Raw genomic sequence first — 26,620 nt, 5'->3', positions numbered from 1 at the left:
CACGCTTGCATTGCCGGCCGCCCTCCGCAACCGGCAAAAATGATTATGCGCGAGGGTCCGAACTTTAGCAACTATGCAAATTTCCACAGAGCAAAATTCGGGAACAAAATTTTGCCCCGCGCGTTTTAGGCGCGTTTGCAGCAGGAATGAGCGAGTGCAGGCGTTGACTGAAATACGCTTTCCCTCCCCGGTCCGGGTAGTTTCTCAAAACCGCAGCCTGATCGTTTCCACCGTTTGGGAAGCCGTCGAATATTTGAAACGATGGCCGAACAAGCGTGGGCGCGACTATCGCGTTGCGCGCCAGCATTGCCTGGATGCGCTCGACGGGCTACGCAGCCCGCGCGCCGCACAGGCTTCTTTCATCACGGCGGCGAAGACGGCGGGATTGTTGCTGTGAGATCAGCTGCTGTGGCGGCCGGCGGCGGCGAGCTGCGGGTGAATGGAGCCTTCCATGATCACCTTGGCGGTTACCTCGATCACCTGCTCCTCGGCCAGTTCAGCAAGCGCGAGGGCGACATCGCCTTCCGGCCAGCCAGCCTTGACGGCCTCGTCGGACAAAGCCTGGAATGCGCCGGCGAGGGCTTGCCTGCAAGTGAGATTCTGCTTCATATCCGCCATGCGCTCGCCCTAGGCTAATTGTGATAGGGACGTTTTAATCTACACATATTCGCATGAATGCGAAGAGGTTTCACGTTCTTAAATTTCGAATTTTGGTATCTCTTGGTATAACCTTAACAAAAGGCAACAAACACAGCCTCCATCAATTGGATGAGTGCCAAAAAGAACTAATAGATTATTTGACTACGCACCCTCGAAGGGTATTTTCATTGCGTTAGTTACTGCAAATGGCTGCGACATCGGAGTCGAAGCGGCGACTATTTAACCCGCCTACCAGACAAAATCCGAATTGCGGCACGTTTCATCATCTTCCCTCCACCCTGTCAATCCGCTTCGAAATCGTCCAAGGCGTGCGCCGGGCGGACATGGTTCATGAGGCAACGGCGCGCCCGGCTGAATGCGCACATCGTCAACAATATCCTCAGCTGCCGCGATCGCCTTCGGCGCTAATCACTTTAATACCACAACGACACCACACTGCCGTCAAAGTCCGCCGTACGATTGTGTTGCGTATTATTGGGTTGGCGGGCCCACTTCTCCAGGAGTTAAAATGTCTATCGAACTAGACGCGACGACCTATGTGCATGCCAAACCGGCGACTGCGCATTCTTATATCTTGCCGGCTGTTGTCGATGTACTTGAGAACAGTTTTCAGGAGGCAAACGAAACATCGGTTTTCGATCTCGGTTGCGGTGCCGGCGGTGCTGCAGCCATGCTTGCGGGAAAGGGCTATGATGTCATCGGCGTCGATCCGTCCGAGGACGGCATCGCAAAAGCGCGAACGGCCCATCCCAATCTGCCGCTGGAAATCGGCTCCGGTTACGAAGATCTTTCCAGCCGGTACGGAACCTTCGATGCGGTGATCAGCCTTGAGGTCGTTGAGCACGTCTATGATCCCAAGGCGTTTTCGGCCACCATGTACGATCTGGTCAGGCCCGGCGGCATCGCGGTCATGTCGACGCCTTTTCACGGTTACTGGAAAAATCTGGCCTTGGCCGTGAGCGGTAAGATGGACGACCATTTCATGCCGCTCAAGGACCATGGCCATATCAAATTCTGGTCTCCGGGAACGCTGAGCACGCTGCTGCATGAAACAGGTTTCGAAGAGGTCGACTTCGAATATGTCGGGAGGATTCCGCTTCTGGCCAAATCGATGATCGCGATTGCCCAGAAACCGCACTGAAGATCCGCCGTTTTCGGCAATGGCCGCGAGAGCGGCCGCCACGAAACATGATCTTCTGACTGGATTTCAAGGGGATAAATGGTCGGGGCGACTGGACTCGAACCAGCGACCCCTTGACCCCCAGTCAAGTGCGCTACCGGGCTGCGCTACGCCCCGACCTGCCGAAACGGCTTGCTTCGTTTAGTTTTTCGGCGCGTGCAATGCAAGCGGAAAAACTCGCCTCCGACAAAAAGGAGGGCGGTTTGTCGGTTTGGTCAGATCGCCGCGATCGTCAGCCGGCCTTCGGCGGTGTGGCGGGGCTGCCATGCCTGGTAATTGGCGATGGAGAAATGCGGGGTTTCGAAGGGGGTGGCGTGGGTTTCGGTGATGATGGCCACATCGGCACCGGCCGCCTCGCCGGCGAGGATGCCGGCGACGGCGTCTTCGAAGACCAGGCATTTTTCGGGATCGACACCGAGGCGGCTGGCGCCGAGCAGGTAACCCTCGGGACTGGGCTTGCCGGATTTGACCTCGCCACCGCTGACGATGACGTTCGGCATCGGGATGCCGGCGGCGGCCATGCGGCGCACGGCGAGTTCGATCGGCGCCGAGGTGACGATCGCCCATTTGCCGTCGGGAATGGCGGAGAGGAAGCGGACGGCATCGGGGATCTCGACGATGCCGGAGACATCCTCCATCTCCTCGGCAAGCAGCAGATCCGCCTCATGGGCCGGATCGACGCCGGGCAGGCCGAGCCCGCGGATAACGTCGGAAGCGCGGATGCCGTGGATCGTCTTCAGGAAGACCTCCGGTTCGAAGCCGTGGCGCCTTGCCCATTCGCTCCAGACGCGTTCGACGACGGCGATCGAATTCAGCAGCGTCCCGTCCATGTCGAAAAGGAAGGCGTCATAGGATCTGTCGAGGATATCGTGGAGAGCGGGCACGGGCGTTTCCTTGCGGGTGCGAGGCCGGGGCGACCCCTGCACAGGCGAGTAGCGGAGAGCGGCGGCGGCGTCAACGCTAGTCGTTGACATCGGGATGGGTGACGTTGCGGACGTCGGCCAGGCCGCGGGCGGCGTCGCGGTTGCCGGTCGCGGCAGCAGCTTCGAAGATACGGGTCGCGTCGCCATACATTTTAAGATTGAGGTAGCAGTAGCCGCGCAGCACCATCAGGTCGATGCGTTCCTGCTGCAGCTGGGCGCGCTGATCGAGATAGATCAGGGTCTCGCGATAACGCCCGGCGTCGAAGGCCGAAAGCGCACGGTCGGCGAGGATCGCCACCTGGAGCTCGGCGGCGCGCTGGCGGTTCTGCGGTGCCTTGGTGGCGGCCACAGCGGCATTGCTGGAAAGGCCGGCGCGCAGATAGGCAAGGCTCTGGCCGTAGGCTGCGTCTTCACGGTCCTTGCGGACGGGGCTTTGCAATGCCGTCTCGAAGGCCGAGATCGCCTCCATCGGCCGGTTGATATCCATCAGGCACCAGCCACGCGACAGCGCGTTCGCCGGGCTGAGCTGTGCCGCATCGATGGTCGTCGAGCAGCCGCGTGTCTGGCGCGGACCGCGCTGAACGGTCACCGTCTGCAGCGCCGGCCTTGCCGGGCGAACGGCCTGATCAGGCCCCGGCTGCAGCGGCGTGGGGCGTTCAGCCGGAAGTGGCTCTGCCGTCGTGGCGGGGCGTTGCGCCGGCTGCGTCGGCTGAACCGGCTGAACCGGCTGCTGCGGGGCAAGCGTGCCCTTCTGCGGCGGAAGGACGCTTCCGTTCGGCATTAGCGAGGAGGTGTCCTCGAGATTGGCGATCCGGGTCGACCGGCCGGCCCAGGCGTGCTGCAGGTCGAGCACACCCTTGCGGTCGTCCAGCTGCTCGCGGGTGACGGCAAGGCCATAGGCCGACGGCTCGTCATCGGGTTTCCACGCAAGCGCGGTCTCGAACCAGCGTGCGGCGGTCTGGAACTGGTTGAGCGAGCGGGCATACCAGCCGAACTGCTGCGCCGTCGGCACGTATTTCCGGGCGATAATCTCGGCGGCGATGCGATGCAGCACGTCTTCGGCGAGATCGGCCGGCGGCTGCAGCGCCATCAGATTGGCGGTGGCGGCGAGATAGGTGGCGCTCGCATCATCGGATTCGGCGCGCCAGCGGAACATCACATCCTCGGCCTCCTCAGGCGCCTTGCGGGCAATCAGCGCCAGCGCCAGCCCCTGCGAAGCCGCCGCCGTGTCTTCCTTGGCGCGGGCGGCGCGGAACCACTTCTCCGCCTCGGCATCGTTGTTGCGGCGAAGCTGGTACCAGCCGAGCAGCAGCGCATCCGAGGCAAGCCCCTCGCTTCCGGCAAGTTTTTCGAGGCGGGCGACGTAATCGGGGCCGATGGCGAGCTTCGGATCGTCATTGCCTTCGGCCATGAAGCGTCGGGCGAGGTTGTCGCGGATCGCATCGAACTCCCTGCTGCCGTCGGCAGCAGGCTTTTCCAGCGCCAGCAGCGCCTGCATCGGCTGATAGGCAAGCAGTGTCGAGGCCTTTTCCACAGTCGCCTGCCGCTCGGACGGATTGGGGCAGTTCTTCAGGATATAGCTATAGGCGTCCTGGCCGCGCTGCACCCTCTCCGTCTGGATGAAGGCTTCGGCGACACGCCAGAGGACGTCGACCTCGCTGCAGGTGAGCAGGCTCGGCGTTGCGGCGGCGATATCGACCACGGTCGCATATTGCTTGAGGTCCGAAGCGTTGATGAGGCGGGCGCGGGCCTCGGCGACGTCGAGCCGATCGAGCAGATCGGCCGGCGGCTGCCATCCGGCATCGGCGGCCTGACGGTCGGCGACCGCCTTGCGCAGCTCGGCATAACGGCCATCGGAATAGAGCTGCCACATGGCCTCCAGCTGTTTGTCGCCGTTTTGCGGCACGGCGAGCGGATCGGCCGGCGGAACCCAGTTCGGGTAGAGCGCCTGAAGGCGGGAGATCTCGGCCTGCAGGCGCACCTTGTCGCCGCGGCTGGCGAAATACCGAAGCGCGCTTTCATCGACGGCAGGCTGCGGCGGCGCGGCGGCCTCTTGCGGCGCGGGAGATTCGGAGACGATGGGAGGCGTGACCGGCGCCGGCGGAGCCGCCGGCTGAGGTGCAGGTTGGGGTGCAGATTGAGGCGCGGCGGATTGCGGCGGTGCGGGCTGCTCCGCAACGGCATTCGGATCTGAAGTCCCCGATGCTGACGGCGGCGAGGAGGTGATCGCTTCGATCTTGTCGGCGACGAGCTGCGCATTGAAGTCGGAATTGCCGGCAGCGGCATCAGTCGGCTTGATGCGGCCCATCATCATCAGCTCCGGCGCCGGCTTGCCGGCCGGGCCAAGGCCAAACTTTTCCTGCAGAGCGGCGCGGTCCTTCAGCCCGGTGACGAGGCTCGCCACCACCACTGCCGCTGAAACCGCCACGAGAGAAGACTTCACAGACACTCCGGATGCTTCTCCCCGATATAGGCCAGCCCCAGCAGTTGAAGGGTGGACGGATAATAGAGTGCGGGGGCAAACTGCAGCGCCGAACTCGGCAGCCTGGTCCCATCGACAACACAGGCCACAACATCGTTAACAATTCTATAACCGGGGTCGGACAGCACGGTCTTCGGCCGGCCGGTGGTCAGATCGATGGTGGCGGGAACGCCATCTTGCGACATCCCCTTTTGCAGGCGCATCAGCAGCGCCTTGTCGGTGATGCCGCCCCGCGCGAGATAGAGCGGGATGCGGATGGCGTTATATGAGAATTCGGCGTCGAACCCTTCCGCCGGCCGTGGCTTATCGCGAAGGCTCACCCATTCGGCCGGAAGCTTGCGCGGGCCGAATTGCATCGTCTTCAACAGCTCCACGCCGTCGTCCGACAGTTTTTTCCAGGCATCCGAAGGAGCGAGCGCCGACATCACCGGGATCGCCTCATAAATCCAGTAGGACGGGTTGACGACGGGGCCGTCGTCGCGGTCGCTGCCGGTAAAGCCTTCGGTTCCCGGCATCAGCAAAGTGCGGCCTTGCGAGCTGCCGACGGTTTCGGCAAGCAGCGCCTGCGCCATGCGGGAGGCTGCGAGGATATAGTCTTCTCGCTTCCATGCCGTGCCGGCCAGCGCCAGCGCATAGGCGATCAGCATGTCGCCGTCCGTGGCATTGTTGGTGTCGGCCACGTGCGGCTTGACGTTCGGATCCCATTTCCACACGGCCAGGCCATCATCGCGCAGCAGCAGCTCGGTGCGGGTAAAATACCAGATCTGCTCGAAATCGGCGGGGTTTGCAGCGAGATAGGCGAGCAGCAGGCCATAGCCCTGCCCTTCGCTGTGGCTGATGTTGCCGTTGCCGTTGTCGACGATGCGGCCGGTCGGATCGAGAAACTTCGCCTTATAGGCCGACCATGCGCCGGCATTGATCATCGCCTGCTGCGCGCTGGCCGGCAGGCCCGGTGCCAGCGCGACCGATGCCGCCAGCAGGAGCGCACACCACCGCCTCATTTCGACCGACCCAGGTTTCTCAGCATCTTCGACGTGGTGACGCCGATCAGGAGCACGAAGACGACCAGCAGCGAGGCATAGGAGAGGATATTCGTCGACAGCCAGTTGGCAGCGATCAGGCGGTAGTTGGCGATCGACCAGGGCGTCGACGGCACGAAATCGAAACGGGTGACCGGCACCGCCTCGATCTTGCCGGTCTTGCTGGAATAGGTGGTGATGTGGCCCGATATCTGCGGCCAGTTCAGCTGCGACGTCAGAACCTCGACCCCTTCCCGCAAATCCTTTGCCGACGGCGCCGCCACCACGGTCCAAGAGCCCGCTCCCGCCGGGCTGGAGCCCTGGGCCACCAGAAGCGAGGCGGTATTGGGCGGCGTAAAGATTTGCTCGGCGCCCGGCACGAATTGCAGCGAACTGCGGGAAATATCGAAATTGCGCCACAACCACTCGCGGAACGCCGTCATCCGGCTGCGCAAAACACCGCCGCTGACCTTGGAATTCCACTCCTCGAAGGCCGTACCGGTATCGACGACACCCGTCTGCGCATCCGTCACCGGACGCCACGAAGCCTGGCTCGCCGTCGCAATATTGGTTTGCGACAGCGCGGTAGTCGGCATCTGCGAGATGGAGCCGATGAAGATGGCGTCACGATCGCCGATCGTATTCGGCGAGGCGACGGTTTCCACGGGGATCGGATGGCCGGCCATGATCGCCATCTGGCCAAGCAGGGTCGCGGCGGCCGAAAGCGTGTCGGTATCGACACGGTCGATGAACAGCGGCGTCGGCTCCGTGGCCCGGCCATAGGGATAGGCGGTGCCGGCCATGGCGGCCAAGTTCGGCCGCTGGCCGACACGGGCGAAATCCGGCATATGCAGCTCGGAAGTGTCGAACAGGGCAAAGCGCGGGCTGGCGCCGGCGGTGGCGCCAGGCGCGCAAGCCGCATCGTCCTTGGTCATCAGGATCGCCTCGATCGCCACCGTATTCAGGCCGGGCTTGAAGTGCCGCATCGTCACGCGGATCGGCAGATGACGCAAAATGCCGCCTGTTGTGGTGGTGATCGGCACGGTGGAGGCGATATTGTCGTTGACGTAAATATCGATATGGCTGCCGGGCAGCACGTTGTCGGTATAGGCAGCGTCGAGCAGCACCTTCGCCTCGCCATAGGCATTGGCATAAAAATCCGCCGGCACGGCGATATTGAAGCTGGTCCGCAGCCGCCGGCCGGAGAATTCGGTGGTCTTCACACCGAGCTGAGACAAAGCGATGTTGGTGTCGGAAAAGACGAGCGGCGCGTTCGGCGCGCTCCAGCGTTCGGTGGTCAGCACGTCGCGGCGGCTATCTGCGGATCTGTCCGTCGGCGAGACGATGGTATCGATGGCCGAGGACACCGCCTGCCAGGAGGGGCCGCTGATCAGAAGTACCGGTAAGCCGCTGCGCGGATCGGTGACGAAAGCGGCGAGTGCCGCACTCTCGGCGCCGGGCGGCAGGCCGGGAAAGAGCGGCCGCAGTTCCGCCCCGGTGCCGACGAGCACGCTGAGCCTGCCGGCCCCGCCGGCCGGAAGCGAAGCGGTGCTGAAAGCAAAGATCTGGTTCGGCATGCTGCTCAGCACAGAGAGTCCCTGCGCCAGGCGCAGCAGCGGCTTCGTGGTTCCCGGCTGCTCCAGCGCCGGGACGACGATATCGAACTCGGTCTTGCCGGCGCCGTCGACACCGATGGCGCGGATCGCATCGGCACTCGCCGGCTCTGCGGCGTCGTTGCCGGCAAAGCTCAGATAGGTGCCGGCCGGATCGATATTCGACCATAATTCATAGGTTGACTGGATGCTGCAATCGGTGCGGTGACGCTGAGCGGCCTCGAAGCTGACGACATTGGCGCCCGGCTGCAGCAGACCTGGCGGAACCTTGAAGGTGACGGCCGACGGGCCGTCCGGCGAGCCGACGCGCTGCTGGCCGATCGGGCGATTGTTGAGATAGACGGTCAGCGCCGAGGCCTCGGGGGCGACGACGATCGCATTCTGGTAGGCGAAGGTGAAGCTCGCCTGGGAGGCCGCCTGTTCCTGCGTCAGATAGACCGACCATGACCGCCGGTCATATTCACCGTTAAGACCGAGCTTCGAAAAGGGCACGACATAACGGCGGACGCTCTCGGGGTGCTGAGCCGGCGCCGTATCTGTCGCGGCCGGCTGCAGCGCCTGCGGCGAAACGGTAATCGGCGGGGCAACCGGCGCCGGTGCCGAAGCAGGCGCGGGAGTCGCATGGGGTGCGGGTGCCGGCGCTACGGAAACCGGAGGCGTGACGGGAACCGGCGCGGCTGGTGCCGGCGGGGTCGACGGTGTCAGTCTCGGGGTAACGGAGGCGCCGGGCGGCCGCTCGCCGGACATGTCGAAGGGTGCCGTCTGCGCCTGGGCGAAGGCGGAGGCATTCAGCAGCAGAAGCGAGGCGGCGACGATGCTTCTCATCCGGCGTTGACCTTTGCCGCCTGCTGCTGGGCTTCGCGCTCCGGGCGCATGCTGCGGAAGAAATAAACGAGGCCGCGGCTGGTCTGATAGAGCGCCATGCCGACGAACCAGATGGTGCCGCGGATCAGGCCCGGATTGCGGCGGCGCGAGGCCTGGAACTCGGTCCACTGGCCGGAATTGGCAAACATCAGATCGGCGATCAGGCGATGGTCGAGCGCGCTTTTCGGCACGTATTGGCAGCCGACATTGCTGATGTCGCCCGAGGGCTCGATGTTGCGGACGATCAGCGGCAGGGTTTCCAGTTCCGCGCCGCTATAGGGCCGGAAGCGGATTTCGCCGACGGCGCCGACCAGCATCTCGTCGAGCTGCTTGTTGAAGATGTGAAGCCTGGCGCCATGGACGGAGACGTCCTCGATCGAGGCGGCATACCACTTGCCATTGGCGCCGAATTCGCAGCGCCGGTTGACGCGGACGCGGCGGGACAAGGCGCGCTCGCCGCGCTCCGACACGACACCGAGCGCACAGCCGGCCATGATCAGGTTGATGACGTTCCAGCCGCCGACGACGAGCGTGACGTCGGCCTTATAGGGCTCGGCATAGATCCTGTAGAAGGTGATGACGAGCGCGATGATCTGCACCCCAAAGATGACGAAGAACGGGCGGCTGATCTCCGACAGGCGGCTGACCGCAATCGATTCGTCCTTGGCGGTAACCTTGAAGGTCGGTTTCCTCGGATTGAGCATGACGGAGACGACAGCCGGCAGCAGATGCACGGTCTGGACATATTCGTAGAGCTCCGAAATCCATGGCCAGCGGAACGACCCGTAAAGGTAGTTCTGCATCATCAGGTTCACCAGCATATAGGCCAGCGTATAGGCCAGGAACTCGCCGCCCGACGCGGTGAAGATCTCCAGATCGAAGAACAGGTAGAAGAGCGGCGCAAACAGGAAGATCGTGCGCGGGAACGGGAAGAGCCAGAAAAGCGTGGAGGACATGTAGCAGAGGCGCTGCGGGATCGACAGGCCGCGCTTCAGCAGCGGGAAGCGGAAGCGCAGGATCTGCATCATGCCCTGCGCCCAGCGGCTGCGCTGGCCGATGAAGCTTGCGAAGGTGGCCGGCTGCAGGCCGGCGATCAGCGGCTTGTCGACATAGATGCTGTTCCAGCCGGCGCCGTGCAGGGCCAGCGCAGTCTCGCAGTCTTCGGTGATGCTGATGCCGGAAAAGCCGTTCTGGGATTCGAGCGCCCTGCGGCTCAGAACCGCGGCCGAACCGCAGAAGAAGGCGGCGTTCCATTTATCGAGGCCGCGCTGGATGATGCCATAGAACATTTCGTTTTCGCTCGGCATCTTGTCGAAGGTGCGCAGGTTGCGCTCCAGCGGATCGGGATTGATGAAGAAGTGCGGGGTCTGGACGAGGAAGAGCTTCGGATCGTCTTCGAAGTAACCGACGGTCTCGAGCAGGAAATCGCGGGCCGGCGCGTGGTCGGCGTCGAAGACGGCGATGAGTTCGCCGGTCGAGTGTTTCATGCCGTTGTTGAGATTGCCGGCCTTGGCGTGCTCGTTGCGGTCGCGCGTGAGATAATGGACGTCGAGGTCCTGGCAGAGCTGCTTCAGCTCGACATGGCGGGCAGCGGCGGCCTGGGCCTCGAGCAGTTTGCCGGAATTGCGCTTCTGCAAGGTGCCGCCGTCGTCGAGCAGCCAGACATGCAGCTTGTCGGCCGGATAATCCATCGCCTTGGCGGCCGCCAGCGTGTTGCCGAGCAGCCCGGCATCCTCGTTGTAGGACGGTACGAAGACATCGACATGCGGCAAACGCCCGGGATTGGCGGCGCGCGAGGGGCGCGGCGGCAGCGGTGTGGCGACGATGAACAGGCTGAGCGCCAGCATGGCGACGCTGTACATTTCGGCGAGATAGAGCAGCAGGCCGGGAATGAAATTCTCAAGCTGGTTGACAGGCGGCAGCGTGTTGGTGGTGCGCCAGTAGACGTAGCGCAGCACGATCGAGGTGCCGAAGGCGAGCGCCACGAGGCGCCAGGTCCCCTCGCCCTTCAAGACCTTGATCAGCGCCATCACCGTCACGACCGTGATACTGGTAATGAGCTGGGTCTGCAGGTTGACCGGCAGCGTGATCAGTACGATCAAGCAGAGCGAAACCACGGCCCATATGAAGACACTGCGGGCTTTGCGCATCGACGTTCCTCGAAATTGCTAACCGAGGCGCCCTTCGGCACTCCGGGCATGCTCACTAGGACAGGCATGATGTCGTCCGAAAACCGCTCACACTTTTCGGCATCATGCTCTATCTCCGGCAGGCGGCCGTCATGGCCGCGTCGCCTATGCAGTCTGGCGACGGCACGGTGACGCCGATCGCCCTTGCGGATTGTTCAACCTGTTGCTCGGCCGATGCGGCTGCATCCGGCATTGCGCTCGCCTGAGGCGCCTCGCCGGGCAGCGGCACAGGCGGGCCGATCGGCGCCGGCATCGGTGCGACGCTCTGCGCCGGTGGCGAAGCGCTGCGGGCGGGCGCTACCCGCGGCCGGCTGACAATGGCAGGCGCCGGCTCGTAGCCGATCGGCATCGGGCTGGCGCGGTAACCGCCCTGGTCAGGATAGATCGGCTCGCCGGTGCGCCCAAGTGCGGCATCGGCGGGTGGCGGATTGCCGTAAGGATTCCAGATCTCCCCGTCGAAGGTGCCCGATACGGTATAGCCATAGACGATGCCGAGCAGCTGACGCTCGCTGGCCCTCGCGTCGCAGAGACGCAGGCGCAGCTGGATCATGCCGAAATTGCGCGCCTGGGTATTGGCGTTGACGCTGGAGCGGATCTGCTGCCAGGCATAGATGCAGGTGTCGCCGGCACGGCTGCGGCCGGAGGCATAACCGAAGGGGCCATAGCTGTTCTGCAGGAAGGTCGCCGACGTCGCCATCGGCACACCGGGGGCCGAGCGCGCCACTTCGCGGGCAATGCCGCTCTCGTTGATCATGCTGAAGCCGGCATTGCCGGTGCCGGGATTGGCCCCGGAGGCGCCGAAAAACTGAACTTTCAGGAAGTTCTGCCCCGGCACGGAGGATGAGGTAAACAAGGAGACCGTCTGCTCGACGCCGTTGCCACGCTTGCGCTCGACGACGCTAACGATCGACGGGCCGCCCGGCGGCGGCAGGACCAGCGCCTTTTCAGGCGCCACGGTCTCCGGCCCGGAGGGCTGGCGCACACCGCCTGTCGAGGTGCAGCCGGCCATCATGCCTGCTACAGCCACCAGCGATATCGTCATCCGCAAACGCATATTTCGAGCCGCCGCAATCGTCTTTCCAGATATCCATTCGCAAACCGAAACGCGACGGACCTTCGAATCAACGACCACGCGGCCGTTCACAGGGTATAAATCGCCAACATGGTTAACGAAGAGTAAACAGTCGGCCGGCGATGGCACCAATCGAACCCGCACGGATCATGATTCGGATAGCTCAACCGTATGGTGCATAAATCGATTTAGCAACACCTCAGCTGCGCCCGTGACGCCTGACCTGCCTCGCCATGAAACGCCGGCGCGGGAACTATGCCGCATGGTCAGCGTTGCCTTGATGTCTGAGGTTAAAGAGGAGAACATCCTATGCGCAAGATCATGCTGACTACGGCCGCCATGCTGACCATCAGCTCCGCCGCCTTCGCGCAAAGCACCGTCATCGTCACCGATCCCGCACCGACCGGCTCCGTCGTGCTGCCGGGCGAAGTTCGCACCTATGTGATGGAGCAAAACACGCCGTCCGTCGTCTATGAAGGCGATATCGCCGTCGGCGCGACGCTGCCCGATACCGTCGAAATACATACGGTGCCGAATATAGACGGCTATGGCTATACCGTCGTCAACGAGCGGCGCGTCATCGTCGAGCCGAAGACGCACCGCGTGATCCAGGTCCTGGAATAAGGTGATCGGGAACAGTGGACGTGCGGCTGCCTGGAACGGGATGGCCCGGTTAAAGGAGCGGCTTCACGTCCTCTCATCTTCCATTCTCGCCGGCACATTCAGAAGTTCGCGGATCTTGTGGGCGAGCTGCTCCAGGCTGAAGGGCTTGGCAAGCAGGGAGACGCCGTGATCGAGCACCCCGTTATGGACGATGGCATTGCGGGTATAGCCGGTGGTGTAGAGGATCCGGATCGCCGGCCATTTTTCCTGGACGATATCGGCAAGCTGGCGCCCGCTCATTTGCGGCATGACGATATCGGTGAAGATCAGGTCGACCTCGCGATTTTCTTCCAGAAGGAGAAGCGCCTCCATGCCGCTTGCGGCCTGCAACACCGTGTAACCCAGTTCATGCAGGCTTTCGGCGGTCATGAAGCGAACGTTCTCGTCATCCTCCACCACCAGGATGATATCATTGACGCTGCCCTGAGGGATCGGCTGGGCGCCCGAGGCACTCAGCCTGGCGTCCGCTGCGCCGACATGACGGGGCAGATAGATCTTTATCGTCGTGCCCCTGTCGATCTCCGAATAGATCTTGATGTGGCCGCCGCTCTGCTTGATGTAGCCGTAAACCTGGCTGAGGCCGAGACCGGTGCCCTTTCCGGGTCCCTTGGTGGTGTAGAATGGGTCGAATGCCCGCTCGATCACGTCGGGCGACATGCCGGTGCCGGTGTCTGTCATGCTGACCATCACATATTGGCCGGCCTCGACCTCCGAATGCATGCGGGAATATCGCTCGTCAAGTTCGGTATTGGCGGTCTCGATGGTCAGATTTCCGCCGCCGGGCATGGCGTCGCGGGCGTTGACGGCAAGGTTAAGGATGGCGTTCTCAAGCTGGCTCAAATCGGCAAAGCTCGGCCAGAGGCCGCCGGCCAGCACTGTCTCGATCCGGATCTGCTCGCCAAGTGTACGCCGCAGCAGTTCCGACATGCCGCCGACCAGCTTGTTGAGGTCGATCACTTCAGGGGCGAGCGGCTGCTGACGCGAAAAAGCGAGAAGACGGGCGGTCAGTACCGCGGCCCTCTGGGCGCCGTCTTTGGCATTCTGGATGGAGTTCAGCAGGCGGGGATCCTCCTGTCCGGTCATCCGCCGCTGGGCGAGATCGAGATTGCCGATGATGATCGCCAGCATATTGTTGAAATCATGCGCGACGCCGCCCGTGAGCTGGCCGATCGTCTCCATCTTCTGCAACTGACGCACCTGCGCCTGCGCGGAAGCATTCTCTTCCATCTCGTGCCTGAGCTCGGCGGTACGCTGGACCACCGTCTGTTCAAGGCGGGTGTTGAAACTGTTGAGTTCATCGCGGAGGCGACTCTGCCTGCCGTGGGCGATGATGATCAGTTCCATCAGGCCGATGATAATCACCGCATTGACGAGATAGGTTGAAAGCCCAACCCATTGGCCGGCGCTGACCGGCCAGAAGACATCGTGCGGCTCGACGAAAAACTGCTGAACGGTGAAGGCAGCCAGTATCGCCGCGACGAAACCCGGCCCCGCGCCGCCGATGAAACTCGCCAGCAATATTGCCGGAAGGAAGCTCAGAAAGGGAAAGCCGGAGAGATAGTCGCTGGCGGCAAGCCTCAGAAGAAACGTCAGGCCCACGAAGGCAACGGCCAGCGGATATGTATAACCCGGCCTATGACGCAGCCAATCCGTGGCGCTCAGCAAATCCATTCCAGACCCTCCTTACGGCGCCCGCGTCTTTTCAGACTCCAAAGAACGCCGTAACACTTTGAATTACTGCATAGTTTTATCCAAAATCGATCCCGATCTAAGACCTATGCAGTCGCCGTTGCGCAGACGGCATCTCAGCTTTTACACATCGAATTTCACCCGGCAATATGCTGTTTCTCGCACTGGCGGACACGACGTCTTGACGAGCCGTGCCAGGAGTCCACATAAATCCGCAGGCCCGGCAAGGGGAAATGGTTGGACGGGAACATGAAAGACATATTCATCGTCGAAGACGACGCGCTGATTGCCATGCTGCTCGAGGACATGCTCGCCGATCTCGGCTACCGGGTTTGCGCCAGCGCGCCCGATCTGGAACGGGCGATGGCCGCCGCCCGGGACACGGAATTCGACGCTGCGATTCTCGACGTCTCGCTTGCGGGGCAGAGCTCGCTGCCGGTCGCCAAACTGCTCGACGAACGCGGCAAGCCCTATGTTTATGCGACGGGATATGGCGCAGCCCCGGCTGGCAGCAGCCCAAGCACATTGCCGGTGCTGCAAAAACCCTTCCAGCTCAGCGAACTCGAACAGACGATGAAACGGCTTACCGAAGCCTGATGCCTGTCGCAGGAAACGTCCAGCGGTCGGGATCACGACTTGCATAAAACGTTCTGGTCAGCGCACCTGATCGAGCAGACGCTTGCATTCCAGCAGGTCGTAAAGCGCCTCCTGCAGCAATGCCCTGTCTTCCTTGCCAACGCTCGACTTGCCGATCGAGACTTCCTGCTCGTCCTCGCCAGCCACAAAATTGAAGAAGCGTCGGGTAATCGGCGGCTTGGCGCGGCCGACAATCTGGTCTTCGTCGGCCATGCCGACGCGCGGTTCCCCGGCACTCGTTTCCTGCACGCCCGATGCAAGCGCCTCGACGCTGGCGAGATCGCCGTGGCCGACCGAGATGACGAACTTATTGCCGTTGGTTTTCAGAAGCTTCTGCACACCCTTGATCGTATAGCCGTGATCATAGAGCAAATGCCGGATGCCCTTGAGGAGATCGACATCCTCGGGCCGGTAGTAGCGCCGGCCGCCGCCGCGTTTCATCGGCTTTATCTGCGGAAAACGCGTCTCCCAGAAGCGCAGCACATGCTGCGGCAGATCAAGATCGTCTGCGACTTCGCTGATGGTGCGAAAGGCATCGGGGCTCTTGTCCAACGTCATACTGCTACGCGACCTCGCGGCTCGATCTTACGGCGACTCATCATATTTCAACGGTTTGGCGCCGACAATTCAAGTCATGTCTCGACGTTGCGCACAACGCAGGACAGTGCGAGGGGAAAAAAACGCCGTTTGGAAACGGAAAGCCGGTGATCAGGAGGCCGGATTCTGCGGCTTCAGCTTGACCTTGCGAGACACATGCGCCTTGAGGATGCGTGTCTTCAGCACGTTCGACGCCTTGAAAGTCATGACCCGGCGGGGAGAAATCGGAACCTCCTCGCCGGTCTTCGGGTTGCGGCCGATCCGCTCGTTCTTGTCGCGCACCTGGAAGGTGGCGAAGGAGGACAGCTTGACGGTTTCACCACGCACGATGGCGTTGCAAACTTCGTCGATGACGGTTTCCACAAGTTCCGCAGATTCGGTGCGGGACAGCCCGACCTTTCGGAAAACCGATTCCGCCAGGTCTGCTCGCGTCACTGTTTTTCCGGTCATGGTTTCCCCGCCCATTACAAATATTTTGTGAAATCGCGCAAAGAGTATTTGTCTTGCGCCTTACGGTCAAGCTCTTGTTCGCCGCCAGTTTTTTTGGATTCGTGCCTACCAGCGCAGCAGAACGGCGCCCCAGGTGAAGCCGCCGCCCATGGCTTCGAGCATCACCAGGTCGCCCTTCTTGATGCGGCCGTCGCCGGCGGCGGTCGCCAGCGCAAGCGGGATCGAGGCGGCCGAGGTATTGCCGTGCAGATCGACGGTGACGACGACCTTCGCCGCATCGATGTTCAGCTTCTTGGCCGAGCCGTCGATGATGCGCCGATTGGCCTGATGCGGCACCAGCCAGTCGAGATCCTCGGCGGTGGTGCCTGTGGAATCGAAGGCAGCCTGAATGACATCGGTGATCATCCCGACGGCATATTTGAAGACCTCGCGGCCTTCCATGCGCAGCTTGCCGACGGTGCCGGTCGTCGACGGCCCGCCATCGACATAAAGCTTTTCCTTGTGCGAGCCGTCGGAGCGCAGATGCGCGGTCAGCACGCCGCGATCGGCAACCGTGCCCTCGCCTTCTGCCGCTTCGAGCACGATCGCGCCGGCGCCGTCGCCGAACAGCACGCAGGTGGTGCGGTCGTTCCAGTCGAGAATGCGCGAAAAGGTTTCAGCGCCGATGACGAGAACGCGCTTGGCGAGGCCGCCGCGGATATAGGCATCCGCCGTCGTGACCGCATAGACGAAACCGGTGCAGACGGCCTGGACGTCGAAGGCGAAGCCGTGGCTCATGCCGAGACGGTTCTGGATATTGACCGAGGTTGCTGGAAAGGTGTTATCCGGCGTCGAGGTAGCGCAGATGATCATATCGATATCGGCGGGCGTCAGGCCGCCATTGGCAAGGGCGGCACGCGCGGCGGCCTCACCGAGCGAGGCCGTCGTCTCGTCATCGCCGGCGACATAACGCTGGCGGATGCCGGTGCGCTGGACGATCCATTCGTCCGACGTGTCGACGATGGCCTCCATGTCACCATTGGTCATCACGCGCTTCGGGAGTGCGGCTCCGAACCCGCGAACCACTGAACGGATCATATTCGATTGAACCCCATTGCTCATGCAGCTTCCGGGCCCATCGGGGGCAGCCGCTTGGCATGATATTTCTTAAGATCGTTTTCTATTTTCTGATTGAGGCCGTTCTTGGCCATATCATAGCCGACTTCGATGGCCGCTGCGATGCCTTCGGCATTCGCCCCGCCATGGCTTTTGATGACAATGCCGTTCAGGCCGAGAAACACGCCGCCATTGACCTTGCTCGGATCGAGCTTCTCGCGAAGCAGGTCGAAGGCGCTTTTGGCAAAGAGGTAGCCGATGCGGGCAAGCAACGTGCGCGACATGGCGGCACGCAGATATTCGGCGATCTGCTTGGCGGTGCCTTCGGCGGTCTTCAAAGCGATATTGCCGGAAAAACCTTCGGTGACGACGACGTCGACCGTGCCCTTGCCAAGGTCGTTGCCCTCGACGAAGCCGGAATATTCGAGCGAATCGATGTTCGCCTCGCGCAGCAGCCGGCCGGCCTCCTTGACCTCTTCCTGGCCTTTCATCTCCTCGACGCCGACATTCAGAAGGCCGACCGTCGGACGTTCGACCTCGAACAGCGCCCGCGCCATGGCGCCGCCCATCAGGGCGAAATCCATCAGCTGCTGCGCATCGGCGCCGATCGTCGCGCCGACATCGAGCACGATGCTCTCGCCTTTCAGCGTCGGCCAGATCGCGGCGATCGCCGGGCGCTCGATATTGGCCATGGTGCGCAGACAGAACTTCGCCATCGCCATCAGCGCGCCGGTATTGCCGGCCGAGACCGCGACATCGGCCTCCCCGGTCTTCACCGCCTCGATCGAGCGCCACATGGTGGAGATATAACGGCCGCGGCGGAGCGCCTGGCTCGGCTTCTCACTCATGCTGACGGCAAGCTCGCAGTCGTGAAAGACCGATTTTTCCTTGAGCTTCGGAAACTTGGCGAGAACCGGATCGCACTGTTCCTTGAGACCGTAGAAAACGAAGAAAATATCCGGATGCCGGTCCAGCGCCTTGGCGGCGCCGGGGATGACAACCTGGGGACCAAAGTCGCCACCCATGAGGTCGAGAGATATTCTGATCACGCGTCCCTGATCCTTCTTTTCGCCGAGGGCGAAATTTCGGCCAAAATACCGGTTTTGGCGTCGCTTACAACTGAATTATGTCAAATGCCAGAGGCGCTTCAGTCCTTTTTCCAATCCTTGAGGGCAGCGAAAGCCGAAGGCTTTTTGTCGTCCTCGCCGCTATCCTCGATATGGCCTGAAAATTCGATGCCCGCCTTGCGCGGATAGGGGTCGATCGCAAGAGCGGCGAATTCGGCAACCACCTCGCCGGCATCGATCGTATCGCCGACAAAGGTTTCGGGCAGATCGGGACCGTCGGGATCGAGCAGCATCTCGCCGGCATCATTGCCGGCCTGGCGGGCAAGCTTGGAACCTTCAGGCACGAAAATCTGCTCGAAGCTCTCGTCGATGGCGGATTCGACCGGCTCCAGCGTCACGACGCAGGACTGGACGATCTTCGCCTGTACGCGCCCCTTGATGCGCACGCCGTCGCGCTTCCAGCGGGCAATCTGCAGATCGGCGCGGAGATCATCGACGGCGACGACGCTCCAGCTTTCGGCAAGCGCCTTCAACTCGTTGGCATCAGCCTCGACATGAACCTCGACGGGGTTGGCCGAGATATGGCCGACCTTGACGTGATAGGAGAAGGGAACATGGTCCCGATCGTTCTTCATGATGTCCTCCTAAGCAACCGGTGGGTGGGCAACCGGCGGGAGCGTCGCCGAACCGGTGGCGATCTCCTCTTCGGCCAGAGCCGACAAATGCGCTTCCGCGGCGATCATCCAGCCGGCGAGACCGGACATGTCGGCCGGCGCCGGGCTTTCCGGATAGACATTGCGCGTGAGCGCCAGTGCGAGCGCTTCGGTATCGCCCATGTCCATCGCCTTCGAATAGGCTTCGAGCCGGCCGTAAAACATGCCGGCGAGCTTCTTCATGCGCTTCGGCACGCTGTTATCGCCGATGCCGAGTTCGCGGATCGAATAGTCGATATCCTGGAAGAAGGCGTCAACGATCTCCTGGGCGATCTCCTGACCGCTCACGGCGGAGCTGCGCGTGCGGCGGAAAAACAGAATCATGGCGATCGACAGCATCTCGAAACGGCCCATGACCGTATCCGGCACATTGAGCCGCTCATAAATCTCCGGCATGCGCGCGGCCGCCGTCAGCAGCGCATATTGCCTGTCGACGATTGCCTGATTGTTGTTTTTCTTGCGGAACAGCCCGAAGATCATTGTTTTTTCCGGAAATGCCTCATTCTTCACGCCGGCCGGCCTCTGGCCTTGTTGCATGATTTCGAAAGCTGGTTTACCGAAGCAGGCGCGAATTGCAATGCCGATCGTGGCCAGTTTCGGGACGACGCCCTCGATGCGTCAGCGAAGCGAAATCGGGATAGTCGACCCGGAATGGCCACAATGGTTTTGCAGGAGGTAAAGCGTGCAAGGCCCAAATGGCTGCTATCGATACTTTAGGGAGTAGATGTCGTTGAAGAAACGGTATTTCAAGTCTGACGTGAAACTCTTCAGCAGTGCGGCCATTGCCCTTATAATCGCCTCCACCACGGCTCTTTCCGGTTGCCAAACCAGCACCGTGCTCAACGGCGGATACGTCGCCGACCAGCAGTCGCTGAACCTCGTTCCGGAAGGATCCAGCCGTGAGCAGGTGCTGCTTTCGCTCGGCACTCCGTCGACGACGGCGACCTTCGACGGCGAAGTCTTCTATTATATCTCGCAGCGGCGCACACGTGCGGTCGCCTTCCAGAAACTAAAGGTCGTCGACCAGAGCGTTCTGGCGATCTATTTCGACAAGGACGGCGTCGTCAGCCGCCGCGCCAATTATGCGCTGCAGGACGGCAAGGTGTTCGACACGATCGGACGCGTCACGCCGACCGGCGGCAAGGAACTCACCTTCCTGCAGCAGATGCTATCCGGCGGCAGCGCTGCAAGTGCTGCCCGCAGCCTGTTCGGCGGCGGCGCCGGCGGCACGCCGCAGAATCCGAGCAGCCTGCGCTGATCGGACAAGCTTCAACAACAAAACCCGTCGGATCGCTCCGGCGGGTTTTTTGTTGAGAAATCTAGTTTTTTAATTGGCGTCATCTTCGGCCCAGGAGATTGGACGCCCGCCCCTCATCCGGCTGCCGCCACCTTCTCCCCGCCTGCGGGGCGAAGGGGACACGCCGCCAGCTCCCCGTCCCTCACCAGCGTCTCACAAGGCACGTCCCCTCTCCCCGTCAGAACGGGGAGAGGGTTAGGGTGAGGGGCAGCCATCGGCGGTTCTCGCATCAACCGGCGAGAACAGCGAGCAGCAGCAGCGCGACGATGTTGGTGATCTTGATCGCCGGGTTGACGGCGGGGCCGGCCGTATCCTTGTAGGGATCGCCGACGGTATCGCCGGTGACGGATGCCTTGTGCGCATCCGAGCCCTTCATGTGACGCACGCCGTCCTTGTCGACGAAGCCGTCCTCGAAGCTCTTCTTGGCATTGTCCCAGGCGCCGCCGCCCGATGTCATCGAGATGGCGACGAAGAGGCCGTTGATGATGACGCCGAGCAACGATGCGCCAAGTGCGGCGAAGGCCGAGGCCTTGGAGCCGGAGATGAGCAACACGCCGAAATAGACGACGATCGGGGCCAGCACCGGCAGCAGCGATGGCACCAGCATTTCGCGGATGGCGGCCTTGGTCAGAAGGTCGACGGCCTTGCCGTAGTCCGGCTTGTCCGTGCCCTGCATGATGCCCGGCTTCTCCTTGAACTGACGGCGCACCTCTTCGACGATCGAGCCGGCGGCGCGGCCGACGGCCGTCATGGCGATGCCGCCGAAGAGATAGGGGATGAGGCCGCCGAACAGCAGGCCGGCGACGACATAGGGATTCGACAATTCGAAGGAGATTTCGCCGATATTGGCGAAATAGGGATATTGGTCGCCGTGGGCCGCGAAATACCTGAGGTCGTTGGCATAGGCGGCAAAGAGCACCAGCGCGCCGAGACCGGCCGAGCCGATCGCATAGCCCTTGGTGACCGCCTTGGTGGTATTGCCGACGGCGTCGAGCGCGTCGGTCGACTTGCGCACCTCAGGCGGCAGATGCGACATTTCGGCGATGCCGCCGGCATTGTCGGTGACCGGGCCGAAGGCGTCAAGGGCGACGATCATGCCGGCAAGGCCAAGCATGGCGGTGACCGCGATGCCGGTGCCGAAAAGGCCGCCGAGCTGGTAGGTGGCCAGAATGCCGCCGACGATGACGATGGCCGGCAGGGCGGTCGATTCCAGCGAGACCGCCAGGCCCTGGATGACGTTGGTGCCGTGACCGGTGACCGACGACTGGGCGATCGACACGACCGGGCGCTTGCCGGTGCCGGTGTAGTATTCGGTGATGACGACGATCAGCGCGGTGACGACGAGGCCGACAAGGCCGCAGACGAAGAGGTTCGTACCGGTCACGTCGGCACCGGCGACCGTGCCGAGCGAGCCCCAGCCGACCGTCAGCGAGGTGGCAGCGCCGAGACCGACGATCGACAGCAGGCCGGTGACGATGAGCCCCTTGTAGAGAGCGCCCATGATCGAGCCGTTCGAGCCGAGCTTGACGAAGAAGGTGCCGATGATCGAGGTGATGATGCAGGCGCCGCAAATCGCCAGCGGATAAATCATCGCCGACTGGAGGATCGGCGCGCCGGCAAAGAAGATGGCGGCGAGAACCATGGTGGCGACGACTGAGACCGCATAGGTCTCGAAGAGGTCGGCGGCCATGCCGGCGCAGTCGCCGACATTGTCGCCGACGTTATCGGCGATCGTTGCCGGGTTGCGCGGATCGTCCTCGGGAATGCCGGCTTCCACCTTGCCGACGAGGTCGCCGCCGACATCGGCGCCCTTGGTGAAGATGCCGCCGCCAAGACGGGCGAAGATCGAGATCAGCGAAGCGCCGAAGCCGAGCGACACCAGCGCATCGATGACTTCGCGCGAACCGCTCTCATGGCCAAGGCCAAAGGTCAAAATGGTATAGTAGATGGAGACGCCGAGCAGCGCGAGGCCGGCCACCAGCATGCCGGTGATCGCACCGGACTTGAAGGCGATGTCGAGACCGGCGGAGAGGCTGGCGGAAGCCGCCTGGGCGGTGCGCACATTGGCGCGGACGGAGACGTGCATGCCGATGAAGCCGGCAGCCCCGGAAAGCACGGCGCCGATCAGGAAACCGATGGCGGCCGTGGCGGAAAGAAGCAGCCAGGCTGCGATGAAAACAACGACGCCGACAAGGGCAATGGTTCTGTACTGGCGCGTCAGATAGGCTTGGGCGCCCTCGCGGATATAGCCCGCGATCTCCTGCATGCGGCTATTGCCCTGATCGGCGGCAAGCACCGATCGGGTTGCCCAGGCGGCATAGACCACCGAGAGCAGACCGCATGCAATTACGCATAAAAGAATGGTCATTTCGCTCTTTCCTCCCATAGGCCGGAGCTCACTCCTCCTCCGGCAAAAACGCCGCCGAATCGCCTTTCCTCTCCACAGAAATGCCACAGCTAAGCGGTGCGGAGATTGCGTGGTCGATCACGTGGCGTCAAGACCGCAACGGGCGAAAACCGTTGCAGTGCAAAGAAAGACTTAGGGAGATTGTTTGGCGGCTAAAGACTTACTTCTTCGTCTCGCCGCGAACCTGCTTGGCAATACGGTCGAGCACCGCATTGACGAGCTTCGGCTCGTCGTCGTCGAAGAAGGCCTGGGCGATCTCGACATATTCGGTGACGATGACCGCCACCGGGACGTCCTTGCGATCAGTGATCTCGAAGACGCCGGCGCGCAGGATGGCGCGCACGGTGCTGTCGAGGCGCGACAAGGCCCAGTCATCCTGCAGGGCTGCGGCGATCAGCGGATCGAGACGGGTCTGATCGCGCACGACGCCGGAGACGATCGAACGGAACCAGCCGGCATCGGCCTTCAGATAGGTGGCGCCGTCGATTTCCTGGCCAAGACGGTGCGCCTCGTATTCGGCGACGATTTCCAGAACGCCGGTGCCGCCGACATCCATCTGATACAGTGCCTGAACGGCAGCAAGACGGGCAGCGCCCCGCTGGTTTGCAGTCTTGACCGGCCGTTCCGTCTTGTCGTCGTTCATTCGTTATGCACCCAGTTTCTGCTTCAGCTCGATCATCGTCAGAGCTGCGCGGGCGGCAAATCCGCCCTTGTCCTTGTCCGAGCGGCGCGCGCGCGCCCAGGCCTGTTCGTCATTTTCCACGGTCAGAATGCCGTTGCCGATGGCAAGCGACTCGCTGACCGCAAGATCCATCAAAGCGCGCGAGGATTCGTTCGACACGATATCGAAGTGATAGGTCTCGCCGCGAATGACCATGCCGAGGGCGACATAGCCATCATAATGCGTTCCGCCATTGTCGTCTCCATCGAGCGACATGGCAATCGCTGCCGGAATTTCCAGTGCGCCGGGAACGGTGACGACCTCGAAGGTGGCGCCGGCCTGTTCCAATGCGAAGGTCGCGCCTTCGAGCAGGGCGTCGGCCATGTCGTCGTAGAAGCGGGCCTCAACGATCAAAATATGGGGAGCGGTCTCTCTCGGCATGGTTCACCTTCGTTTTGTGGGGCGTTTTCCACTCGCGGCAGCCCGCGGTCAAAACATGCCTTCACCAGAATGGCAAGCACTTTCGCCCGATGCCGCAGCGCCAAAGAAGAAATATCCGCAAGGGGATAGCCGCGCCACCACCACGCTGCTCGGCAGGCCTTTCGACCCCGTTTTTCCGCATGCCTGGAAAACGGCAATTCGAAGGCGGATTTCATGAACAATTCTTAATGCGTTTTCAGTGGCTTAACCTATTGAATCGCGAAGAGGAGAACGCCAATTCCATGTCGTGACAGACGATCCCCTGCAACGACAGCCGACCGTCAAAGCAGATGAAAGGATATAATCATGAACCGCGTTGTCACTCTCACCATCGCAGCCACCCTCTCCTCCCTCGCATTTGCCGGTGTCAGCCGGGCCGAAAGCCTCGGGATGAACACTGCCCAGGGCATCGAGCAGACTCTCAGGACCTTCCACGGCAATGATTTCAACGTCGAGCAGGTCCATAACTGGCGCAACCTCGACGACGAGAGCACCGGGCCGCGCTCGGCGCCGGAACGTTCCGGCCAGGCCGTTCACGCCATCCAGGCCTCGATCGACGCCAACCGGTCGCTGGCCCATCGGCTCAACAATGAGGGCGTCGACGTCCGCAACATCGTCAATGCCGAACAGGCCGCCGACGGAAGCCTGACCTTCTACGTCCGCTGACAGCTCGAGCGCATCGCGTCCCATCGGTGCGCGGCGCTCAAAGCATGGGCGGCGGTCTCCTCTCCGCCCATGCTTTTCTCCGCCCATGCCTTTCTCCGCCTATGCCGGGGATTTCCAGAAAACTATTGAATTTTCCCCGGCGATGATGGTTTCTCTTTCTGCAACAGGAGGACATCATGGCCAGGGAATCGAAGGCGGCGATCAATATCGCCGATCTCAAGCTCGACCATTGGAAACGGGGCACGCTCTATGAAAGCCTGGACACGTCGTTCGGCGCGCTTCTCGGCCTGACCGGCCTCGGCATCAGCTATAACGAGGTGCCGCCGGGCAAATCGGGCTGCCCTTTCCACAATCACCATGTCGAAGACGAGCTTTTCTACGTGATATCAGGCAGCGGCGAATACCGCTTCGGCGGCGAGCGCCATGCGATCAAGGCGGGCGACACGCTCGGCGCCCCGGCCGGCGGGCCGGAAACGGCGCACCAGATCATCAACACCGGCACCGCTCCGCTCGTCTATCTCGGCATCTCGACGATGGCGAAGACCGAGATCGTCGAATACCCGGACTCCGGAAAATTTCTTGCCAAGACCAACAGAGACGGTTCCAAACCTGTACGCTTCCGCCATATCGGCCGACCGGAAGGCGATCTCGACTATTGGGACGGCGAGCCCGGCGCCTGAAGGACCCGATATGACCGACATCCCAACCCTCGAAACGGAGCGGCTGACGCTCCGTCCACACCGCCTCGACGATTTCGAGGCCCATGCGGCACTCTGGGCAGACGAAGACGTCGTTCGCTTCATCAGCGGCAGCCCATCGACGCGCGAGCAGAGCTGGAGCCGCATGCTGCGGATTGCCGGCATGTGGCACCATATGGGCTTCGGCTTTCTGGCGATCGAGGAAAAGGCGAGCGGTCGTTTCATCGGCGAAGCGGGCTTCATGGAATCGCGCCGCGAGATGGAACCGCCGATCGAGGGGACGATGGAGATCGGCTGGGTGCTGATGCCCTCGGCGCATGGCCGCGGTTATGCCACCGAGGCGCTGACGGCGCTGATCGGCTGGGCGGAAAGCTATTTCCCGGGAAAGCCGATGAGCTGCATCATCAGCCCGGAAAACCAGGCCTCGCTCAGGGTCGCAGCCAAGCTCGGTTTCCGCGAGACCACACGCACGCAGTATAACGGCGAGATCATTCAGTTTTCGCGGTAGGGATCCGCCAAACGGGCACAGAGTGGCGCAGGGCGTCCACCGCACCGGCCCGATGCTCGTGGAATGCGGGGTTGCGAATGCACGAGGGCGTGCCACCTTTCTTTTACATCAGTGCTTCTTCAATTTGCGCAATTCTCGCTCCAAGCTGAGGGAACGAATTCTGCCAGTACCGGTAGACATTCAGCAGGTTACGATATGAGGTAGGCAAGTCGCTTGCCGGCAAATAACCTCTTTCAAACGCAAAATTTAGCACGTCCTCATAGTAGGTGATTGCATAAATGAATTTCCAGTTGACCTCTGGGTTCGACGTGGCGTTCTCATGGCGCCTGAAATAGGAAAGCGGTGTAGGATGAACGACGAAGTTGCCGAGCTGCGCCAGTTCCACCCAGGCTGACAAATCAATCAAGCCAGGAAAGAGATCGCCTTCCATCTTATACAATCGGAATTGACCATTGCTATCGAATGCATCCTCCTTCCGAAATAAAGCCGTTGTATACTCTCCAACCAAATTGACGTGATTGAGAGCCGTCAACCGCAAGAAGTCGTCGCCAGAAACGATCTTGAGGCCATCTCCGGAAGCATTGAAGTGGTTGATGAAGCCGGTAGTGTGATTTTTCCCGTCAATCAAATAACGAGGAGAAAACGAAAGGCGCGTGTTTCTTTCCTTTGTCGACTCCAGCGCCTCTAGCAGGAACTGTATGCAGAAAGGGTGTAGCACGTCGTCATCGAACAGGAATTTGATGTATTCGCCGCTCGCGATTTCCACCAGTCTGCGCACATTGCTCTCGGGACCGGGATTCGGATTGCGGCTGTATTGGACAAACCCTTCGTAGTTCCGGCAGATCGCTTGGATTTCATCGGTCGGACAATCATCCGACACCAGAATTTCGACATCGGTGAAGCTTTGAGCTAACGCACTTCGCAGGCACAGTTCGAAATAGTCGGCCTTGTATGCGGGAATACAGATCGATACGCGCGGCATCGGACATCC

The 26,620-nt window shown here is 61.9% G+C and carries 26 protein-coding genes and 1 tRNA gene; 8 read left to right on the top strand and 19 right to left on the bottom strand.

The annotated features are described in order from the left end of the window. Nucleotides 1–163: 163 nt before the first annotated feature. On the top strand, nucleotides 164–397 hold the full coding sequence (locus AMK05_RS33165) for a DUF982 domain-containing protein (RefSeq protein ID WP_049734145.1): 234 nt from the start codon (nucleotides 164–166) through the stop codon (nucleotides 395–397). 2 nt (nucleotides 398–399) lie between these two features. On the opposite strand, the gene AMK05_RS08025 is transcribed toward AMK05_RS33165, so the two are convergent. Then, nucleotides 400–618 (bottom strand): hypothetical protein, encoded by a 219-nt coding sequence (locus tag AMK05_RS08025; protein ID WP_064838027.1) that lies wholly within the window; start codon nucleotides 616–618, stop codon nucleotides 400–402. A gap of 550 nt (nucleotides 619–1,168) precedes the next feature. On the opposite strand from AMK05_RS08025, the gene AMK05_RS08020 reads away from it, so the two are divergent. Next, a complete protein-coding gene (locus AMK05_RS08020; protein WP_064838026.1) occupies nucleotides 1,169–1,801 on the top strand; it encodes a class I SAM-dependent methyltransferase in 633 nt (210 codons plus the stop codon). A 79-nt stretch (nucleotides 1,802–1,880) separates the two neighbouring features. On the opposite strand, the gene AMK05_RS08015 is transcribed toward AMK05_RS08020, so the two are convergent. The 7 genes from AMK05_RS08015 to bcsN all read right to left on the bottom strand — a co-directional run bounded on the left by AMK05_RS08015 (nucleotide 1,881) and on the right by bcsN (nucleotide 11,984). Continuing rightward, nucleotides 1,881–1,957 (bottom strand) — tRNA-Pro (locus tag AMK05_RS08015). A 98-nt stretch (nucleotides 1,958–2,055) separates the two neighbouring features. After that, nucleotides 2,056–2,724, bottom strand: coding sequence for an HAD family hydrolase (locus tag AMK05_RS08010; RefSeq protein ID WP_064838025.1), 669 nt, complete (start codon nucleotides 2,722–2,724; stop codon nucleotides 2,056–2,058). Between the two features lie 76 nt (nucleotides 2,725–2,800). Beyond that, the gene (locus tag AMK05_RS08005) at nucleotides 2,801–5,206 is read right to left on the bottom strand and encodes a hypothetical protein (protein WP_064838024.1); all 2,406 of its coding nucleotides are present in this window, start codon (nucleotides 5,204–5,206) and stop codon (nucleotides 2,801–2,803) included. After that, nucleotides 5,203–6,246: a glycosyl hydrolase family 8 gene (locus AMK05_RS08000; RefSeq protein WP_064838023.1), complete on the bottom strand. Its 1,044-nt coding sequence runs from the start codon at nucleotides 6,244–6,246 to the stop codon at nucleotides 5,203–5,205. Before AMK05_RS08000 ends, AMK05_RS08005 begins: the two co-directional genes overlap by 4 nt. Then, a complete protein-coding gene (locus AMK05_RS07995) occupies nucleotides 6,243–8,702 on the bottom strand; it encodes a cellulose biosynthesis cyclic di-GMP-binding regulatory protein BcsB (RefSeq protein WP_064838022.1) in 2,460 nt (819 codons plus the stop codon). The genes AMK05_RS08000 and AMK05_RS07995 overlap by 4 nt, the downstream gene beginning before the upstream one ends. Continuing rightward, nucleotides 8,699–10,891, bottom strand: a complete 2,193-nt coding sequence (gene bcsA / locus AMK05_RS07990; protein WP_064838021.1) for a UDP-forming cellulose synthase catalytic subunit — start codon at nucleotides 10,889–10,891, stop codon at nucleotides 8,699–8,701. Before bcsA ends, AMK05_RS07995 begins: the two co-directional genes overlap by 4 nt. Before the next feature lie 109 nt (nucleotides 10,892–11,000). Beyond that, nucleotides 11,001–11,984, bottom strand: coding sequence for a cellulose biosynthesis protein BcsN (gene bcsN, locus AMK05_RS07985; protein WP_064838020.1), 984 nt, complete (start codon nucleotides 11,982–11,984; stop codon nucleotides 11,001–11,003). A 327-nt stretch (nucleotides 11,985–12,311) separates the two neighbouring features. On the opposite strand from bcsN, the gene AMK05_RS07980 reads away from it, so the two are divergent. Further along, complete coding sequence (locus tag AMK05_RS07980) at nucleotides 12,312–12,626, top strand: DUF1236 domain-containing protein (protein ID WP_064838019.1); 315 nt, start codon at nucleotides 12,312–12,314, stop codon at nucleotides 12,624–12,626. Between the two features lie 63 nt (nucleotides 12,627–12,689). Here the strand turns inward: AMK05_RS07980 and AMK05_RS07975 are convergent, their stop codons facing one another. After that, on the bottom strand, nucleotides 12,690–14,336 hold the full coding sequence (locus tag AMK05_RS07975; protein WP_064838018.1) for a response regulator: 1,647 nt from the start codon (nucleotides 14,334–14,336) through the stop codon (nucleotides 12,690–12,692). Nucleotides 14,337–14,603: 267 nt separating this feature from the next. Between AMK05_RS07975 and AMK05_RS07970 the strand changes: the two genes are divergently transcribed. Next, on the top strand, nucleotides 14,604–14,951 hold the full coding sequence (locus tag AMK05_RS07970; protein ID WP_064838017.1) for a response regulator: 348 nt from the start codon (nucleotides 14,604–14,606) through the stop codon (nucleotides 14,949–14,951). Between the two features lie 57 nt (nucleotides 14,952–15,008). Here the strand turns inward: AMK05_RS07970 and AMK05_RS07965 are convergent, their stop codons facing one another. From AMK05_RS07965 to AMK05_RS07940, 6 genes are all read right to left on the bottom strand, one after another. Further along, a complete protein-coding gene (locus AMK05_RS07965) occupies nucleotides 15,009–15,548 on the bottom strand; it encodes a MerR family transcriptional regulator (RefSeq protein WP_049734001.1) in 540 nt (179 codons plus the stop codon). A 150-nt stretch (nucleotides 15,549–15,698) separates the two neighbouring features. Beyond that, entirely contained in the window at nucleotides 15,699–16,037 is a 339-nt protein-coding gene (locus AMK05_RS07960; protein WP_003574027.1) for an integration host factor subunit alpha, read from the bottom strand. Nucleotides 16,038–16,142: 105 nt separating this feature from the next. Further along, the gene (locus tag AMK05_RS07955; protein WP_049734143.1) at nucleotides 16,143–17,114 is read right to left on the bottom strand and encodes a beta-ketoacyl-ACP synthase III; all 972 of its coding nucleotides are present in this window, start codon (nucleotides 17,112–17,114) and stop codon (nucleotides 16,143–16,145) included. A 20-nt stretch (nucleotides 17,115–17,134) separates the two neighbouring features. Next, nucleotides 17,135–18,181, bottom strand: coding sequence for a phosphate acyltransferase PlsX (plsX, locus tag AMK05_RS07950; protein WP_064838016.1), 1,047 nt, complete (start codon nucleotides 18,179–18,181; stop codon nucleotides 17,135–17,137). A 98-nt stretch (nucleotides 18,182–18,279) separates the two neighbouring features. Further along, the gene (locus AMK05_RS07945) at nucleotides 18,280–18,834 is read right to left on the bottom strand and encodes a YceD family protein (RefSeq protein WP_064838015.1); all 555 of its coding nucleotides are present in this window, start codon (nucleotides 18,832–18,834) and stop codon (nucleotides 18,280–18,282) included. 9 nt (nucleotides 18,835–18,843) lie between these two features. Beyond that, a complete protein-coding gene (locus AMK05_RS07940; RefSeq protein ID WP_082935634.1) occupies nucleotides 18,844–19,449 on the bottom strand; it encodes a ubiquinol-cytochrome C chaperone family protein in 606 nt (201 codons plus the stop codon). A 187-nt stretch (nucleotides 19,450–19,636) separates the two neighbouring features. Here AMK05_RS07940 and AMK05_RS07935 point away from each other — a divergent pair, with 187 nt between their 5' ends. Continuing rightward, on the top strand, nucleotides 19,637–20,170 hold the full coding sequence (locus AMK05_RS07935) for an outer membrane protein assembly factor BamE (RefSeq protein WP_064838013.1): 534 nt from the start codon (nucleotides 19,637–19,639) through the stop codon (nucleotides 20,168–20,170). 268 nt (nucleotides 20,171–20,438) lie between these two features. Here AMK05_RS07935 and AMK05_RS07930 read toward each other — a convergent pair whose 3' ends face one another. The 3 genes from AMK05_RS07930 to ribH all read right to left on the bottom strand — a co-directional run bounded on the left by AMK05_RS07930 (nucleotide 20,439) and on the right by ribH (nucleotide 23,718). Further along, nucleotides 20,439–22,577, bottom strand: a complete 2,139-nt coding sequence (locus AMK05_RS07930) for a sodium-translocating pyrophosphatase (protein WP_049733997.1) — start codon at nucleotides 22,575–22,577, stop codon at nucleotides 20,439–20,441. Between the two features lie 199 nt (nucleotides 22,578–22,776). Then, on the bottom strand, nucleotides 22,777–23,259 hold the full coding sequence (gene nusB / locus AMK05_RS07925; protein WP_064838012.1) for a transcription antitermination factor NusB: 483 nt from the start codon (nucleotides 23,257–23,259) through the stop codon (nucleotides 22,777–22,779). A 3-nt stretch (nucleotides 23,260–23,262) separates the two neighbouring features. After that, nucleotides 23,263–23,718 carry a 6,7-dimethyl-8-ribityllumazine synthase gene (ribH, locus tag AMK05_RS07920; protein ID WP_003574043.1) on the bottom strand — a complete coding sequence of 152 codons (456 nt, stop codon included), beginning with the start codon at nucleotides 23,716–23,718 and terminating at the stop codon, nucleotides 23,263–23,265. Nucleotides 23,719–24,063: 345 nt separating this feature from the next. On the opposite strand from ribH, the gene AMK05_RS07915 reads away from it, so the two are divergent. From AMK05_RS07915 to AMK05_RS07905, 3 genes are all read left to right on the top strand, one after another. Further along, nucleotides 24,064–24,423 carry a hypothetical protein gene (locus AMK05_RS07915; protein ID WP_064838011.1) on the top strand — a complete coding sequence of 120 codons (360 nt, stop codon included), beginning with the start codon at nucleotides 24,064–24,066 and terminating at the stop codon, nucleotides 24,421–24,423. Nucleotides 24,424–24,599: 176 nt separating this feature from the next. After that, a complete protein-coding gene (locus tag AMK05_RS07910) occupies nucleotides 24,600–25,103 on the top strand; it encodes a cupin domain-containing protein (protein WP_064838010.1) in 504 nt (167 codons plus the stop codon). 10 nt (nucleotides 25,104–25,113) lie between these two features. Beyond that, entirely contained in the window at nucleotides 25,114–25,629 is a 516-nt protein-coding gene (locus AMK05_RS07905; RefSeq protein ID WP_064838009.1) for a GNAT family N-acetyltransferase, read from the top strand. A 103-nt stretch (nucleotides 25,630–25,732) separates the two neighbouring features. Here AMK05_RS07905 and AMK05_RS07900 read toward each other — a convergent pair whose 3' ends face one another. Beyond that, on the bottom strand, nucleotides 25,733–26,611 hold the full coding sequence (locus tag AMK05_RS07900; protein WP_064838008.1) for a glycosyltransferase family 2 protein: 879 nt from the start codon (nucleotides 26,609–26,611) through the stop codon (nucleotides 25,733–25,735). Nucleotides 26,612–26,620 lie beyond the last annotated feature (9 nt).

It is taken from the genome of Rhizobium sp. N324 (assembly GCF_001664485.1).
Classification (GTDB): Bacteria; Pseudomonadota; Alphaproteobacteria; order Rhizobiales; family Rhizobiaceae; genus Rhizobium.
This window is presented reverse-complemented; position numbering and strand designations above follow the sequence as displayed.

Coding starts and splice junctions, on each gene's coding strand:
- AMK05_RS07915 (WP_064838011.1), top strand. CDS start 24,064: ATGAACCGCGTTGTCACTCTCACCATCGCAGCCACCCTCTCCTCCCTC.
- AMK05_RS07935 (WP_064838013.1), top strand. CDS start 19,637: ATGTCGTTGAAGAAACGGTATTTCAAGTCTGACGTGAAACTCTTCAGC.
- AMK05_RS07995 (WP_064838022.1), bottom strand. CDS start 8,702: ATGAGAAGCATCGTCGCCGCCTCGCTTCTGCTGCTGAATGCCTCCGCC.
- AMK05_RS07960 (WP_003574027.1), bottom strand. CDS start 16,037: ATGACCGGAAAAACAGTGACGCGAGCAGACCTGGCGGAATCGGTTTTC.
- nusB (WP_064838012.1), bottom strand. CDS start 23,259: ATGAACGACGACAAGACGGAACGGCCGGTCAAGACTGCAAACCAGCGG.
- bcsN (WP_064838020.1), bottom strand. CDS start 11,984: ATGCGTTTGCGGATGACGATATCGCTGGTGGCTGTAGCAGGCATGATG.
- AMK05_RS07905 (WP_064838009.1), top strand. CDS start 25,114: ATGACCGACATCCCAACCCTCGAAACGGAGCGGCTGACGCTCCGTCCA.
- AMK05_RS07965 (WP_049734001.1), bottom strand. CDS start 15,548: ATGACGTTGGACAAGAGCCCCGATGCCTTTCGCACCATCAGCGAAGTC.
- AMK05_RS07955 (WP_049734143.1), bottom strand. CDS start 17,114: ATGATCCGTTCAGTGGTTCGCGGGTTCGGAGCCGCACTCCCGAAGCGC.
- AMK05_RS08000 (WP_064838023.1), bottom strand. CDS start 6,246: ATGAGGCGGTGGTGTGCGCTCCTGCTGGCGGCATCGGTCGCGCTGGCA.
- AMK05_RS08020 (WP_064838026.1), top strand. CDS start 1,169: ATGTCTATCGAACTAGACGCGACGACCTATGTGCATGCCAAACCGGCG.
- AMK05_RS07940 (WP_082935634.1), bottom strand. CDS start 19,449: ATGCAACAAGGCCAGAGGCCGGCCGGCGTGAAGAATGAGGCATTTCCG.
- AMK05_RS07930 (WP_049733997.1), bottom strand. CDS start 22,577: ATGACCATTCTTTTATGCGTAATTGCATGCGGTCTGCTCTCGGTGGTC.
- AMK05_RS07900 (WP_064838008.1), bottom strand. CDS start 26,611: ATGCCGCGCGTATCGATCTGTATTCCCGCATACAAGGCCGACTATTTC.
- AMK05_RS08025 (WP_064838027.1), bottom strand. CDS start 618: ATGGCGGATATGAAGCAGAATCTCACTTGCAGGCAAGCCCTCGCCGGC.
- AMK05_RS07945 (WP_064838015.1), bottom strand. CDS start 18,834: ATGAAGAACGATCGGGACCATGTTCCCTTCTCCTATCACGTCAAGGTC.
- AMK05_RS07975 (WP_064838018.1), bottom strand. CDS start 14,336: ATGGATTTGCTGAGCGCCACGGATTGGCTGCGTCATAGGCCGGGTTAT.
- AMK05_RS07910 (WP_064838010.1), top strand. CDS start 24,600: ATGGCCAGGGAATCGAAGGCGGCGATCAATATCGCCGATCTCAAGCTC.
- ribH (WP_003574043.1), bottom strand. CDS start 23,718: ATGCCGAGAGAGACCGCTCCCCATATTTTGATCGTTGAGGCCCGCTTC.
- bcsA (WP_064838021.1), bottom strand. CDS start 10,891: ATGCGCAAAGCCCGCAGTGTCTTCATATGGGCCGTGGTTTCGCTCTGC.
- AMK05_RS07980 (WP_064838019.1), top strand. CDS start 12,312: ATGCGCAAGATCATGCTGACTACGGCCGCCATGCTGACCATCAGCTCC.
- AMK05_RS07970 (WP_064838017.1), top strand. CDS start 14,604: ATGAAAGACATATTCATCGTCGAAGACGACGCGCTGATTGCCATGCTG.